Here is a 13,664-nt window from a genome sequence, read left to right on the forward strand (position 1 = left end):
TTCCAGATGCCCGATCGCGACGGAGGTCCGTCCGAGCAGCGCAGCAGACGAGTCGGCCGTCCTTCGCACCGCGCTCGGGCGCTGCTCATCGTGTTCGGCGTGCTCGCCGTCCTGATGATCGGGTTCGTGATGTTCGCGAGCCTCTGGACGGACCTGCTCTGGTACCGCTCGGTGCACTACTCGTCGGTGTTCAGCACCCTGGTGTGGACCAAGGTCGGGCTCTTCCTGGTGTTCGGCCTGGTGATGGCCCTGACGGTCGGCGCGAACATCTACCTGGCGCACCGGCTGCGCCCGCCGCTCAGCGCCATGTCCGCCGAGCAGCAGAACCTCGACCGGTACCGGATGGGCATCGCGCCCTACAAGAAGTGGGTGCTGCTGGGGATCTGCGCGGTGGTCGGGCTGATCGCCGGCGGCTCGGCGGCGAGCCACTGGCGGCTGTGGCTGCTCACCATCAACGCGACACCGTTCCATGTGAAGGACCCGCAGTTCCACAAGGACGTGTCCTTCTACGCCTTCGACCTGCCCTGGTACCGCTTCCTGCTGGACTTCGGCTTCGCGGCCGTGCTGCTGTCCCTGGTCGCCGCCGCGCTGGTGCACTACCTCTACGGGGGCCTGCGGATCACCTCGCCCGGCGGCAGGGCGACGGCGGCGGCCACCAGCCACCTGTCGGTGCTGCTCGGGGTCTTCGTGTCGCTGAAGGCGGTCGCCTACTGGCTCGACCGCTACGGCCTGGCGGTGAAGTCCGGCGGCTTCAAGGCCACCGACAACTGGACCGGGCTGCGCTATGTCGACGCCAACGCCTACCTGCCCGCCAAGACGATCCTGTTCTGCATCGCGGTGATCTGCGCGCTGCTGTTCTTCGCCACCCTCTGGCGGCGCACCTGGTCGCTGCCGACCATCGGCTTCGGCCTGATGGTGCTCTCCGCGATCCTGATCGGCGGCCTCTACCCGGCGATCGTGCAGAAGTTCCAGGTGCAGCCCAACGAGGCGGCCAAGGAGGCGCCGTACATCCAGAAGAACATCGACGCCACCCGGGCCGCGTACGGCATCAAGGACACCCAGGTGACCCCGTACAACGGCACGAGCTCCGACTCCGCCACCGCCCTGCGGTCCGCGGCGAACACCACGGCCGGGGTGCGGCTGCTCGATCCGAACGTGGTCTCGCCCACCTTCCAGCAGCTCCAGCGGAACCAGGGCTACTACCAGTTCCCCTCCACCCTGGACGTGGACCGGTACACCGTCGACGGCCAGGAGCAGGACACCGTGGTCGGGATGCGGGAGCTCAATGTCGGCGGCATCCGCGACAACAACTGGATAAACGACCACTTCAAGTACACCCACGGGTACGGGATCGTGGCCGCCGACGGCACCGACGTGACGTCCGGCGGCGCCCCGGTCTTCACCGAGTCCGACCTGCCGGCCACCGGCAAGCTGGGCGGCGACAAGGACTACCAGCAGCGGATCTACTTCGGCGAGCAGACCAAGCAGTATTCGATCGTCGACGGCCCGACCCACGAGCTGGACTACGCGGGCAGGACCGGTGAGACCACCACCCGGTACAGCGGCTCCGGCGGCGTCAGCCTGAAGAACCCGGTGACCAGGGCCGCCTACGCGGTCAGCTTCGGCGAGCCGAAGATCCTCTACTCGGGGGCGATCGGCAAGGACTCCAAGATCCTCTACAACCGCACACCCAAGGAGCGGGTCGAGGCGGTGGCGCCCTGGCTGACCATCGACGGCGACCCGTACCCGGCGGTGGTCGGCAAGCACCTGGAGTGGGTGGTGGACGCCTACACCACCACCAACAGCTATCCGTACGCCTCCCGCACCACCCTCGGCGACACCACGGCCGACTCGCTGACGGACAACCAGCGCACGGTCGTCGCGCACCAGAACGAGGTCAACTACATCCGCAACTCCGTCAAGGCCACCGTGGACGCCTACGACGGCACCGTGACGCTCTACCAGTGGGACACCAAGGACCCGGTGCTCAAGACGTGGATGAAGGCGTTCCCACACACCGTGCGGCCCAAGGCGGACATCCCCAAGGACCTGCTGGCGCACCTGCGATACCCGCAGGACCTGTTCAAGGTGCAGCGGCAGCTGCTGACCACCTATCACGTCACCAACGCGCAGCAGTTCTACAGCGGCAGCCAGGCCTGGCAGGTGCCGGACGACCCGACGGCGACGACGGGCAAGCCGGTGCCGCCGTACTACCTGGGCCTGAAGATGCCGGGCAGGTCGCAGAAGGACTTCTCGCTCACCACCACGTTCACCCCCAACGGCCAGGACAATCTGAGCGCGTTCATGGCGGTGGACGCGGACGCGTCGAGCAGCGACTACGGCACGATCAGAATCCTGCGACTACCCACCAGCCCGACGGTCGACGGGCCCAAACAGGTGCAGGCGAAGATCAACTCGAGCAACGAGGCGGCCCCGGAGATCAACGAGCTGAAACAGTACGGCTCCGGGTCCAAGGTCGAGTACGGCAATCTGCTGACCGTGCCGCTGAACGGCGGTCTGCTCTACATCGAGCCGGTCTACGTACGCGGTCAGATCAACTACCCGCTGATGCGCAAGGTCGCGGTGGTCTACGGCAACAGCACGGGCTACCAGCCGACGCTCTCCCAGGCGCTGGACGACGTCTTCAAGGTCAAGGGCGGCACCACCCCGCCGCCCACCACCACCCCACCGCCGACGACCGGCACCTCGCCGCCGACGACCACCACCCCACCGCCGACGACCACCGGCACCCCGCCGCCCGCGTCCCGCGACGACACCGCGCTCCAGCAGGCGCTGGCGGACGCCCAGAGCGCGTACGACGCCGGGCAGAAGGCGATGCAGAAGGGCGACTGGGGAGCGTACGGCGAGGCCCAGAAGAAGCTGGCGGCCGCGCTGAAACGGGCCCGCGAGGCCGAGGGGCAGCCGGCCGAGCCGCCGAAGTCGGGCTGATCATCGGGCCTCCCGCGCCGTGGTACGGTTGCAACACAACGGCGCGGGGTGGAGCAGCTCGGTAGCTCGCTGGGCTCATAACCCAGAGGTCGCAGGTTCAAATCCTGTCCCCGCTACTGCAGGAAGAGGCTCGAAGTCAACAGACTTCGAGCCTCTTCGCTTATACGGGTGATGTTGGGGCGGAAAAGTTTAACTACCGCCTTGTCGGGAAGTCGATAAAACGCTGAAGTGACCCATCGGGTTGCGGTATACCAGGTGTACGGCGGTAGCAGGTGGTGCGACGATGGGTCTTATGGGGGATGGTGCAAGGCTGCTGAACACTCGTCAGATCCGCGAGGAGCGCGGGTCGGCGGGCGACAAGTCGATGCCCGCGCTCGCAGCGGGACCGGCGCCCGCTCTCGCGCAGTTCACGCCCGCCACCGCGCCGGCGCCGACCGTCGCGGAGCTGCTGCCCGCGCCCCGCGTCTCCCGTGACACCACCGGTGACGACGGGCGGGGCGACGACGGCGCCGCGGCCGGCACTCCCGCGCTGCTCGCCGAACTCCCCGACGAGGACTCCCTCTCGCTCCGCGAGGAGGCCGAGATCGAGGCCCGGCACCGCCGCGCCGCCGACCTCGGCGACCCGTACGCGATGAGCGCGCTCGGCACCCTGCTGCTGCGCCGCGGCGACCTCGACGGGGCCGAGCCCTACCTGCGCGAGGCCGTCAGGCATGGCGACCGCGCCGCCGCCAACAACCTCGCGCTGCTGATGTACCAGCGCGGCTGCGCCGACGAGGCCGCCGACTGGTGGCGGATCGCGGCCGTCGCGGGCTCCGCGCCGGCCGCGCACGCGCTCGGCCGGCACTACCGCGAGCGCGGTGACGAGCCGGCCGCCGAGTACTGGCTGCGGCTGGCCGCGGAGTCCGGCCACACGCTGGGCGCCTACGCCCTCGCCGACCTGCTCGACCACCGGCGTGACGACGGTGCCGAGCGGTGGTTCCGCGCTGCCGCCGAGCACGGCCACCGCGAGGCCGCCTACCGGCTGGCCGGGATCCGCGCCGCGCACGGCGAGCTGCACGAGGCCGAGCAGTGGTACCGGCAGGCCGCCGCCCGGCGGCACCGCCGTGCCGCGCTGCGCCTCGGCACGCTCCTTGAGGAGCGCGGCGAGGCCAAGGAGGCCGAGCACTGGTACCTGACCGCCGCCAGGGACGGCGAGGCGCGCGCCGCCTGCGCGCTGGCCTTCCTGCTGCGCGATGCGGGCGACATCGACCAGGCCGCCACCTGGTGGCGGCGCGCCGCCCAGGCGGGCGACGGCAACGCGGCCAACGCGCTCGGCGCGCTGCACGCCCAGGAGGGGCAGACGCAGACCGCCGAGCGGTGGTACCGCACGGCCATGGAGGCCGGCGATGTCAACGGCGCCTACAACCTCGGCCTGCTCTGCGCCGGCAACGGGCGCAGCGCGCAGGCCGAGCAGTGGTATCGCAAGGCCGCCTACGCCGGGCACCGGGAGGCCGCCAACGCGCTGGCCGTGCTGCTGCTCCAGCACGGCGACGCGCAGGGGGCGGAGCCGTGGTTCTCCAAGGCCGCCGAGGCCGGCAGCATCGACGCCGCCTTCAACCTCGGCATCCTGCACGCCGGGCGGCAGGAGAACGCCGCCGCTCGCGGCTGGTACGAGCGCGCCGCCGCCGCGGGGCACGCGGAGGCCGCCCTCCAGGTGGCCATCGCGCTCCAGCGCGACGGCGACCACCACGCGGCCGAGCGGCACCTGCGCTGCGCGGCCGGCGGCGGCAGCCCGGAGGCCGCGTTCCGGCTCGGCGCGCTGCTCGACCGCCGCGCGCGCGGCCAGGCGAGCGGCACCGACGAGCGGCAGGACGGCCGGGACCGCGCGGAGGGCCCGAGCACCGGCACCGGCCTGAGCACGGCCGGCATCGAGGACGTCGTCTGCGAGGAGGCGGAGGAGTGGTACGAGCGCTCCGCCCGGCTCGGACACCGCCGCGCCCAGGTGCGGCTCGGCATGTGCGCGGCCAAGCGCGGTGACGTGGTGGACGCCGCGCACTGGTACCGGCTCGCGGCCGAGTCCGGTTCGCGCAACGGCGCCTTCAACCTCGGCCTGCTGCTGGCCCGCGAGGGCAGCGAGCCCGAGGCGGCGCTGTGGTGGACCAGGGCCGCCGAGGCCGGGCACGGCAGGGCGGCGCTGCGGATGGCGCTGCTCTCGGCCCGGCACGGCCGGCTGGTCGAGGCGCAGAGCTGGTGCGACCGGGCGATCGCCTGCGGCCCCGCCGAGGTCGCGGAGCGGGCCGCCCGGCTCACCGCCGTGGTCAGCCAGGAACTGACGGCCTGACCCCCGTGTCCGCAGGCCCGGCCCACCGGCCGGGCGGCGGACACGGGGGGCACCGCGATGGTGAACGGGAAGTGATTTGCCATGGTCAGGCCGGGCGGGCTAAAGTAAAGACACAACGACGCGGGGTGGAGCAGCTCGGTAGCTCGCTGGGCTCATAACCCAGAGGTCGCAGGTTCAAATCCTGTCCCCGCTACTGAAGAGAAGGCCCGGAAGCCATGGCTTCCGGGCCTTCTTCTTGTGTCCTACCGAGCGCCCGCCCGAGCGCCCGCCCGGAAGTCGCCGCGCCCCGGCCCGGCGGCTTCCGCCGACCCCGTTCCATCGCCGCCCCCGCTCCGGTTCTCATTCCGGCAAAGTCCGGGCGAATCCGGTTCAGTGGGGTGTGGCCGAGGGGGATGCTGAACGTGAGGAAGCCGGGGGACGCACGGGCGAGGAGGCGTGATTGCTGCGCAGACGGCGGGAGCGATCCGGAGTGGACGGGGCGGTGGCCGCCGGCCGCTGGGCCCAGTGGTGTGCCGCGGCCGAGACGGGCCGCCCGCCCGAGGTGGCCGCGCTGCTGGGCCGGCTGCGCGCGGCGGTCGCCGAAGGGCCGCCCGGCGAGCGCACGGCCGCCCTTGAGGCGCTCGGCCGGGCCAGGCCGCGGCTGCTGCTCGGCCTCGACCGGTACGCCCGTACGGCCGCGGCCCGGCCCGATCCGCAGTACCGCCCCGGCGGCCCGGCCCCGTCGGGTCCCGCCACCGCCACCGGCACCGACCCGCTGCGCCTGCTGCTCGCCTCGCTCGACGCCGACGGCCGTACCCGGGAGGCCGCCGTCCAGGCGCTGGCCGGCACCGGCGGCCCGCTGGCCACCGCCGCCCTCGCGCTGCGCGCCGACGACTGGGTGCCCGCGATCCGGACCCCCGCCCGTACCGCGCTCGCGACCCGTACCGCCCCCGACGAGGCCGCCGCCGCCCTCGGCGTGCTGATCCGCCGGCAGGGCAGGCGGCGGGCCGACGGGCTGCTCGCCGGCTACCGGGCGGGCCTGCGCGAGCACCCGCGGACGGTCCGGGCGCTGGCCGCCGAGCGCGATCCGCTGGTCCGCCGCTTCGGCGTGGAACTGGCCCTCGACCTGGACGAATACGTGCGCGGCGACCTGCTGCGGGCCGCGCTGCACGACCACGACCAGGTGTGCCGCACGCTGAGCGCGCAGCGGCTGCTCGACCTCGACCCGGCGCAGGCCGGCGCGCTGCTGCGGGCGCGCGGCGCGGCCGTGCGGGCGATGGCGGTGGCGGCGCTGCCGCCCGACGTGCCGGCCACCCGGCTGGTGCCGCCGCTGGCCGACCGGGCCAGGATGGTCCGCGCGCAGGCCCGCTGGCAGCTCTACCACCGCGGCGAGCCGCCCGCCGAGGTCTACCGCAGGCAGCTGCACCGGGCAGGGCCCGGCACGCCCGCCCGGCTGGTCGCGGGCCTCGCGACCGGGCTCGGTGAGTGCGGGGACGCGGCCGACGCGCCGCAGCTGATGCGGCTGCTGGCCGACCGGCACCTGGCCGCCGCCGCGCCCGCGGCCGTCCGGCGGGCGGCCGTACGGGCCGTGGGGCGGCTGGCGAAGCCGGACGAACTGGTGCCGCTGCTCGGACCGCTGGCCGCCGACCCGGACCCGGGGGTGGCCCGGGAGGTGTTCGAGGCGCTGGCGCGGGTGCCGGACGCGGTGCCGGTGGAGACGCTGTGGCTGGGCCGGACCCGTACCGAGCCCTCGGTGCGGCGGGCCGCCGAGCGGATCGGCGGCTGGACCGAGCGCCCGGCGCCCAAGCCGTACGCGATGCGGACCGCCTTCGGGCGGCGGGCCGGCCGGGCGGGCCGCAGGGCGGGGACGGTCAGGTCGAGCAGTCGGGGCACAGACCCCGGTAGGTGACCTCCACGGTGGCCACCGCGAAGCCGAACCGCTCGCCGGCCGGCAGCGCGGCCAGCGGGTCGCCCTGCGGGTGCACGTCTCGGACCGTGCCGCAGCGCGAGCAGACCAGGTGCTGGTGCGGGTGGTGGGCGTTGGGGTCGTACCGCTTGGCGCGGCCGTCGGTCGAGACCTCGATGACCTCGCCGATCGTCACCATCTCGCCGAGCGTGTTGTAGACGGTGGCGCGGGAGATCTCCGGCAGCCGTGCGATGGCGCGCGCGTGCACCTCGTCGGCGGTCAGATGCACATGGTCGCCGTCGAGGACCTCGGCCACGACCCGCCGCTGGGCGGTCAGCCGCCAGCCGCGTTCGCGCAGACGTTCCAGCAGGTCACTCATGTGCGCCAGCTTAACAGCGAGGGGCGTTCGAATCGAAGAGGTCCGCTCCTGGCTCTTTTCTTGACTTAGACGATGTCTATCGTAGGATCGGGTGGGACTTCGGCGAGCGACCCGAGGCAGCGGTCCAGGCCCTCCGCGCCTGATCGGCCGCTCGACCGGAAGGAACGAAGGGGCTGGACGCCATGGGGCTCCGGCCCCTTCGGCCTGTCCGCGCCGGATCCGCCGCGCTGGATCGGCCGCGGAGAGCGGCTTACGCCGAGGTGGCGGCGCTCGCCGGCACCGCCGGGGCGGCGCCCTCCGACCAGCAGCGCACGATGTCGCGCACCGACACCACACCCACCGGCTCGCGGCCGTCGAGCACCACCAGGTGCCGGAAGCCGCCGTGCAGCATCGCGCGGGCCGCCTCCTCCAGCGTCCAGCGGGGCGTGGCGAAGACGACGTCGGTGGTGGTGTGGGCGTGCGCGGTCGCCCGGTCGAGGTCGAGCCCGGCGCCGACCGCGTCGAGGATGTCGCGCTCGGTGAGGATGCCGAGGCCGCAGGTGTCGGGATCCAGGACGATGGCCGCGCCGACCCGGCGGGCGGACATCAGCTGGGCGGCCTGGTGCAGGGTGTGGGCGGGTCCGATGGTGAGGACGATCGTGCTCATCGCTTCGCTGACCAGCATGGACGGGCACCTCCTTGGGGGTGAGGCCGGCCACGGGGCTCCGTGAACGGTTTCACAAGTTCACAAGCGGGGGTGCTCTCATAGTCACACGGGCCCCTCCGCCGGGCAAGGGGCGGGTAAAGGTTGTCCGGTGACCGGCGCCGTCGCCGTCTGCCGGGTACGGGCCTACCTGCGCAGATACCCCAGCAGGCGATCGTGCAGCAGCCCGTTCGAGGCCGCCGCGTTCCCACCGAACGGCCCGGGATCACCGTCGAGCGAGCTGAACCGGCCGCCCGCCTCCCGCACGATCACCTCGTTGGCCGCCATGTCCCACAGGCTCAGCTCCGGCTCCGCGCAGATGTCGACCGAGCCCTCGGCGACCATCATGTACGGCCAGAAGTCGCCGTAGCCGCGGGTCCGCCAGACCGCGCGGCCCAGGTCGAGGAAGCCTTCGAACCGGCCCTGCTCCTCCCAGCCCGACAGCGAGGAGTACGCGAACGAGGCGTCCTCGATCCGGCCGACCTGCGACACGTGCAGCCGGCTCGCCGACGTCAGGCTGCGGCCGGTGTACGCGCCGCCGCCCTTCACCGCCCACCAGCGGCGCCCGAGCGCGGGCGCCGACACCACGCCGACCACCACCTCGTCACCGCCGCCGGGCCCCTCGCCGCGCACCGCGAGCGCGATCAGCGTGGCCCAGACCGGCACCCCGCGCACGTAGTTCTTGGTGCCGTCGATCGGGTCGACGATCCAGCGCCTGGCCGACCCGCCGCCGGTGTCGCCGAACTCCTCGCCGAGCACCGCGTCCCGCGGCCTGGCCCGCGACAACTGACCGCGGATCAACTCCTCCGCGGCCTTGTCCGCCTCGGTCACCGGCGTCAGGTCCGGCTTGGTCTCCACCTTGAGGTCGAGCGCCTTGAAGCGGTCCATGGTCGCGGCGTCCGCCGCGTCGGCCAGCACATGGGCGAGCCGCAGGTCGTCGTTGAAATCGGGCATGGGCCGACAGTATCGATCTCGGACCGCCCCGGTCATGCCGCCCCCGCGCGAAACCTTGACAGAGCATGGCCACGCGTCAATTCTGTGCGCACGGTCGCCTGTCCGGGACGAATGCGGCGCCTTGGAGGCAAAGATGCCTACCGCGCGGGAAACGCTGCTGGACGCCGCTTTCGCCGCGCTCGGCGAACGGTCGTGGGACGCCGTCCGGATGGTGGAGGTGGCCGCGGCGGCCGGGGTGTCCCGGCAGACCCTCTACAACGAGTTCCGCAGCAAGGAAGGGCTGGCCCGGGCGCTGGCCGTCCGGGAGACCGACGGCTATCTGGCCGGCGTGGACCGCGCGCTGGCCGGCGCCGGACGGGACGGGGCCGACGCGGGGGAGTGCTTCGCGGCTGCCGCCCGCTGGACGCTGCGCACCGCCCGGCACAGCCCGCTGGTGCGGGCCGCGCTGACCGGTGCGCGGGGCGGCGTCGGCCGGGACCTGGTCGGCGAGTTGCACAGCCGTACGGTCGCGGCGCTGGTCAGCGGCCACCCCGGGCTGCGGCCCGAGGACATCGCGTGGGCCTGCGAGGCGGCGATCCGGCTCACCCTGTCCTACGTGATCGCGCCGGCGCCGAGCGACGAGGCCGCCTGCCTGCGGGTGGCGCAACTGGTCCGCGGCCTGCTGCCACGGCCGGCCCCCTGACGGGCGATCAGCGCGCCACGAAGCAGCGAGCCGCGGCTGAGTGCGCGGAACCGCTCAGCGCGCCGAACCGCTCAGGGCGCCGAACCGCTCAGTGCGCGGAACCGGAGATCTGGAGCCCGATCACGCCGACGATCACGAAGCCGATCGAGACCAGCTTCAGCGTGGAGACCAGGTCGCCGAGGAAAGCCATGCCGTAGATCGCGGTGCCGGCCGCGCCGATCCCGGTCCACACCGCGTAGGCCGGCCCGACGTCGAGCTTCTTCAGCGACAGCGTGAGCAGGCCGAACGAGCCGAGTGCGAAGGTGCAGAAGGCCACCGTGGGCCACAGCCGGGTGAAGCCGTGCGAGAGCTTGAGGCAGACCGCGAACCCGGTTTCGAAGATGCCCGCGACCACCACGAGTAGCCAGGCCATCGGGTGCCTCCGTTTTCCGTCGTTCCGCCGCTGCTTCCGCGCGCTGTCGATCATCACACAGCATCGGTCCGTCAGTCGCCTTCGCGCCGCTCCCGGGTGGCGAGCAGCCGGCGCAGCGAGTCCAGCCGCGCCGGTTCGGCGTGGCCGGCGGCCACCCAGGCGTCCAGAGCGCACTCCGGTTCGTCGTGCGAGCAGCCGCGCGGGCACTCCTCGGTGCCCGGCTCGAGGTCGGGGAAGGCGTGGATCACCCGGGACGGATCGATGTGGTGCAGACCGAAGGACCGTACACCCGGAGTGTCGATGACCCATCCCCGGTCGCCCGGCAGCGGCAGCGCGAGCGCCGAGGTGGTGGTGTGCCGGCCGCGGCCGGTCACCGCGTTGACCTGGCCGGTGGTCCGCTGACGCTCCACCAGGGCGTTGACCAGAGTCGTCTTTCCCACTCCGCTGTGCCCGACGAACGCGGTGACCTGACCGGCCAGCCGCTCCCTGATCAGGTCGACGCCGCCGGTCAGGAAGTCGTCCCGGTTGGTCACCACATGGTCCAGGTCCAGCGCCCCGTACGTCTCCAGCAGCGGCGCGGCCGGCGCGAGGTCGGACTTGGTGAGCACCAGCAGCGGCTTCAGCCCGGCGTCGAAGGCGGCGACGAGGCAGCGGTCGATCATCCGCGGCCGCGGCTCGGGGTCGGCGAGCGCGGTGACGATGGCGAGCTGGGTGGCGTTGGCGACCACCACCCGCTCGAACGGGTCGTCGTCGTCAGCGGTCCTGCGCAGCACCGACGTGCGCGGCTCGACCCGGACGATCCGGGCCAGCGTGTCCTTGCCGCCCGACAGGTCGCCGACCACCGCGACCCGGTCGCCCACCACGGCGGACTTCCGGCCCAGCTCGCGGGCCTTCATCGCGACCACCTCGCGGTCGTCGACCAGCACGGTGAGCCGGCCGCGGTCCACCGTCAGCACCATGCCCTCGGCGGCGTCCTCGTGCTTGGGGCGGATCGAGGTGCGCGGGCGGTTGCCCTTGCTGTTGGGGCGGACGCGTACGTCGTCCTCGTCGGGGTTCTTGCCGTAGCGGCGCATCGCGGACCGTCAGCCCCGGCCCGGGCCGACGCTGGCGGGCCCGTCGCCGGCCGCCTCGTCGAGCATCGCCGTCCACAGCTGCGGGAAGTCGGGCAGCGTCTTGGCGGTGGTGGCCACGTTCTCCACCAGGACGTCTTTCACCGCCAGGCCCAGCACCGCCGCCGCGGTGGCCAGGCGGTGGTCCTCGTAGGTGTGGAAGACCCCGCCGTGCAGCGGGCGCGGCCGGATCCGCAGGCCGTCCTCGGTCTCGGTGACGTCGCCGCCCAGGCCGTTCAGCTCGGCGGCGAGCGCGGCCAGCCGGTCGGTCTCGTGCAGCCGCAGATGCGCGATGCCGGACAGCTCGGAGGGCTCCTCGGCCAGCGCGGCGACCGCCGCGATCACCGGGGCCAGCTCGCCGACCTCGTGCAGGTCGATGGTGATGCCGTTGATCCGGCCGCCGCCGGTCAGGGTGAGTCCGCGGTCGGTCAGTTCGTACGATCCGCCCATCCGGGTGAAGATGCCCGGCAGCGCGTCCCCTGCCTGGGTGGTGCGGCGCGGCCAGCCGGGGATCGTGACCCGGCCGCCGGTGATCAGCGCGGCGGCCAGGAAGGGGCCCGCGTTGGACAGGTCTGGGTCCACCGTCAGATCCCGGCCGAGCAGCGCGCTCGGCGCCACCCGCCACACGTTGCGGGTGCCGCCGTCCTGCGGTGCGTCCACCTTCGCACCCGCTATCCGCAGCATGTCCACGGTCATCCGGATATGCGGCACCGAGGGCAGCGCGCCGCCGGTGTGCCGCAGTTCCAGGCCCTTGTTGAAGCGCGGCGCCGACAGCAGCAGCGCGCTGACGAACTGCGACGACGCGGACGCGTCCACCTCCACCGAGCCGCCGGACAGCGACCCGGCGCCGTGCACGGTCAGCGGCAGCGAGCCGCGCCCCTCGTCGTCGATCCGGGCGCCGAGCTTGCGCAGCGCGCCGATCACGCCGTGCAGCGGGCGCTCGTACGCGCGGGCGTCGCCGACGAAGCGGACCTCGCCGTCGGCCAGCGCGGCCACCGGCGGCAGGAAGCGCATCACGGTGCCGGCGTTGCCGACGTCGATGGTGGCCGGGCCGTGCAGCCCGGCCGGGATGATCCGCCACGCCTCGCCACCCGACGGGTTCACCGTCTCGTCGATCTGCACGCCCATGGTCCGCAGCGCGTCGGCCATCAGTACGGTGTCGCGGCTGCGCAGCGGGCGGCGCACCCAGCCGGGCTCGGTGGAGTGCGCGGCGAGCACCAGGGCGCGGTTGGTCACCGACTTCGAGCCGGGCACGGTGACGGTCGCCTCCACCGCACCGGGCGCGGTCGGAGCGGGCCACAGGTCGGGCTGCGCGGTGCTGTCGGTCATGAGGCCCAAGCGTAGTGGCTCGGGTACAGGGAGATAAGTCGGCGAATGCGGCGAAACCGACTGGAAACACGATGCTGCCTGCCGGGTTACGGCCACCGGAGCACAACCGGAGCGTGCGGGGGGCGCTCGCCGGTCGGTTCCCGCCCGCCATCGGAGGGGCCGGCTGCCGGGGCGGCCCGCTACCGCAGGAGCGGCCCGGGGCTACTGCAACAGCAGCCAGCGCGCGCCGCCCACCAGCGAGCACAGCGCCACCGCGTAGAAGAGGAGCAGCCACAGCGCCGCCGGGGTGTGGGTGAGCCGGCCGAGCTGGTCGGCGTCGGAGGAGCCGCTGCGGTCCCTGAGCCTGGTCCGCTGCAGCTCCGCGACCGGCCGCGCCCCGCCCGCCAGCAGGAACCACACCACCAGATACGCGAACGCCGCCTGCACCTGCGCCTTGGTCAGCCACGACACCAGCAGGAACACCGCCGCGGTGACCACCACGGTCAGCGCCCCGTACGCGTTGCGGATCATCACCAGCATCACCAGGAGCAGCGCCGTCGCCCCCCACAGCAGCGCGGTGATGTGCCCGGCGGCCAGCAGCGCGGCGCCGGCGAGGCCGAGCAGCGGCGGCGCGGTGTAGCCGGCCGCCGCCGTGAGCACCATGCCGAGGCCGCGCGGCTTGCCCCGCGAGACGGTCAGCCCGGAGGTGTCGGAGTGCAGGCGTATGCCGTCCAGGCGGCGGCCGGTCAGCAGCGCGATCAGCCCGTGGCCGCCCTCGTGCGCGATGGTCACCGCGTTCCGCACCACGTGCCACACGCTGCGCGTGAGCACCGCGGCCAGCGCGAGCAGCGCCGTCGCGCCGACCAGCCAGCGGGACGGGTCGGGCTGGGTGCCGGTCAGCCGGTCCCACATCTCGGTGATGCCGGCGACGTTCATCGGGCGCTCATCCTTCGGTTTCCTCCGGGTTCTGCGGGGCTTGTACGG

The 13,664-nt window shown here is 73.2% G+C and carries 11 protein-coding genes and 2 tRNA genes; 6 read left to right on the top strand and 7 right to left on the bottom strand.

Going from position 1 to position 13,664, the window contains the following annotated elements; all coding sequences use genetic code 11:
• Positions 1-6: 6 nt before the first annotated feature.
• From ACQPW6_RS27325 to ACQPW6_RS27345, 5 genes are all read left to right on the top strand, one after another.
• On the top strand, positions 7-2,949 hold the full coding sequence (locus tag ACQPW6_RS27325) for a UPF0182 family membrane protein (RefSeq protein ID WP_433892335.1): 2,943 nt from the start codon (positions 7-9) through the stop codon (positions 2,947-2,949).
• 42 nt (positions 2,950-2,991) lie between these two features.
• Positions 2,992-3,065, top strand: a tRNA-Met gene (locus tag ACQPW6_RS27330).
• Between the two features lie 167 nt (positions 3,066-3,232).
• On the top strand, positions 3,233-5,269 hold the full coding sequence (locus ACQPW6_RS27335; protein ID WP_433892336.1) for an SEL1-like repeat protein: 2,037 nt from the start codon (positions 3,233-3,235) through the stop codon (positions 5,267-5,269).
• A 119-nt stretch (positions 5,270-5,388) separates the two neighbouring features.
• A tRNA-Met gene (locus ACQPW6_RS27340) sits at positions 5,389-5,462 on the top strand.
• 246 nt (positions 5,463-5,708) lie between these two features.
• Positions 5,709-7,157, top strand: a complete 1,449-nt coding sequence (locus tag ACQPW6_RS27345) for a HEAT repeat domain-containing protein (protein ID WP_433892337.1) — start codon at positions 5,709-5,711, stop codon at positions 7,155-7,157.
• Here ACQPW6_RS27345 and ACQPW6_RS27350 read toward each other — a convergent pair.
• The 3 genes from ACQPW6_RS27350 to hisN form a co-directional block, all read right to left on the bottom strand.
• Entirely contained in the window at positions 7,120-7,533 is a 414-nt protein-coding gene (locus ACQPW6_RS27350) for a Fur family transcriptional regulator (protein WP_433892338.1), read from the bottom strand. The two genes, ACQPW6_RS27345 and ACQPW6_RS27350, sit on opposite strands and share 38 nt — an antisense overlap.
• Positions 7,534-7,783: 250 nt before the next feature.
• On the bottom strand, positions 7,784-8,197 hold the full coding sequence (locus ACQPW6_RS27355) for a CBS domain-containing protein (RefSeq protein ID WP_433892339.1): 414 nt from the start codon (positions 8,195-8,197) through the stop codon (positions 7,784-7,786).
• Between the two features lie 165 nt (positions 8,198-8,362).
• A complete protein-coding gene (hisN, locus tag ACQPW6_RS27360; RefSeq protein ID WP_433892340.1) occupies positions 8,363-9,169 on the bottom strand; it encodes a histidinol-phosphatase in 807 nt (268 codons plus the stop codon).
• 133 nt (positions 9,170-9,302) lie between these two features.
• On the opposite strand from hisN, the gene ACQPW6_RS27365 reads away from it, so the two are divergent.
• Positions 9,303-9,851, top strand: a complete 549-nt coding sequence (locus tag ACQPW6_RS27365; RefSeq protein ID WP_433892341.1) for a TetR family transcriptional regulator — start codon at positions 9,303-9,305, stop codon at positions 9,849-9,851.
• 88 nt (positions 9,852-9,939) lie between these two features.
• Here ACQPW6_RS27365 and ACQPW6_RS27370 read toward each other — a convergent pair whose 3' ends face one another.
• The 4 genes from ACQPW6_RS27370 to ACQPW6_RS27385 all read right to left on the bottom strand — a co-directional run bounded on the left by ACQPW6_RS27370 (position 9,940) and on the right by ACQPW6_RS27385 (position 13,616).
• Positions 9,940-10,263 (bottom strand): DMT family transporter, encoded by a 324-nt coding sequence (locus ACQPW6_RS27370; RefSeq protein WP_433892342.1) that lies wholly within the window; start codon positions 10,261-10,263, stop codon positions 9,940-9,942.
• 71 nt (positions 10,264-10,334) lie between these two features.
• Positions 10,335-11,336: a ribosome small subunit-dependent GTPase A gene (gene rsgA, locus ACQPW6_RS27375; protein WP_433892343.1), complete on the bottom strand. Its 1,002-nt coding sequence runs from the start codon at positions 11,334-11,336 to the stop codon at positions 10,335-10,337.
• A 9-nt stretch (positions 11,337-11,345) separates the two neighbouring features.
• Positions 11,346-12,701 carry a 3-phosphoshikimate 1-carboxyvinyltransferase gene (aroA, locus tag ACQPW6_RS27380; RefSeq protein WP_433892344.1) on the bottom strand — a complete coding sequence of 452 codons (1,356 nt, stop codon included), beginning with the start codon at positions 12,699-12,701 and terminating at the stop codon, positions 11,346-11,348.
• Between the two features lie 201 nt (positions 12,702-12,902).
• Positions 12,903-13,616 carry a M50 family metallopeptidase gene (locus ACQPW6_RS27385; protein ID WP_433892345.1) on the bottom strand — a complete coding sequence of 238 codons (714 nt, stop codon included), beginning with the start codon at positions 13,614-13,616 and terminating at the stop codon, positions 12,903-12,905.
• Positions 13,617-13,664: the final 48 nt, after the last annotated feature.

This window comes from Streptomyces sp. CA-111067 (genome assembly GCF_050956065.1).
In the GTDB taxonomy this organism is placed as follows: domain Bacteria; phylum Actinomycetota; class Actinomycetes; order Streptomycetales; family Streptomycetaceae; genus Actinacidiphila.

Excerpts from the sequence above, each read along its gene's own strand:
- ACQPW6_RS27325 (WP_433892335.1), top strand. The coding sequence starts at position 7 with ATGCCCGATCGCGACGGAGGTCCGTCCGAGCAGCGCAGCAGACGAGTC.
- ACQPW6_RS27335 (WP_433892336.1), top strand. The coding sequence starts at position 3,233 with ATGGGTCTTATGGGGGATGGTGCAAGGCTGCTGAACACTCGTCAGATC.
- ACQPW6_RS27350 (WP_433892338.1), bottom strand. The coding sequence starts at position 7,533 with ATGAGTGACCTGCTGGAACGTCTGCGCGAACGCGGCTGGCGGCTGACC.
- ACQPW6_RS27355 (WP_433892339.1), bottom strand. The coding sequence starts at position 8,197 with ATGCTGGTCAGCGAAGCGATGAGCACGATCGTCCTCACCATCGGACCC.
- hisN (WP_433892340.1), bottom strand. The coding sequence starts at position 9,169 with ATGCCCGATTTCAACGACGACCTGCGGCTCGCCCATGTGCTGGCCGAC.
- ACQPW6_RS27365 (WP_433892341.1), top strand. The coding sequence starts at position 9,303 with ATGCCTACCGCGCGGGAAACGCTGCTGGACGCCGCTTTCGCCGCGCTC.
- ACQPW6_RS27370 (WP_433892342.1), bottom strand. The coding sequence starts at position 10,263 with ATGGCCTGGCTACTCGTGGTGGTCGCGGGCATCTTCGAAACCGGGTTC.
- rsgA (WP_433892343.1), bottom strand. The coding sequence starts at position 11,336 with ATGCGCCGCTACGGCAAGAACCCCGACGAGGACGACGTACGCGTCCGC.
- aroA (WP_433892344.1), bottom strand. The coding sequence starts at position 12,701 with ATGACCGACAGCACCGCGCAGCCCGACCTGTGGCCCGCTCCGACCGCG.
- ACQPW6_RS27385 (WP_433892345.1), bottom strand. The coding sequence starts at position 13,616 with ATGAACGTCGCCGGCATCACCGAGATGTGGGACCGGCTGACCGGCACC.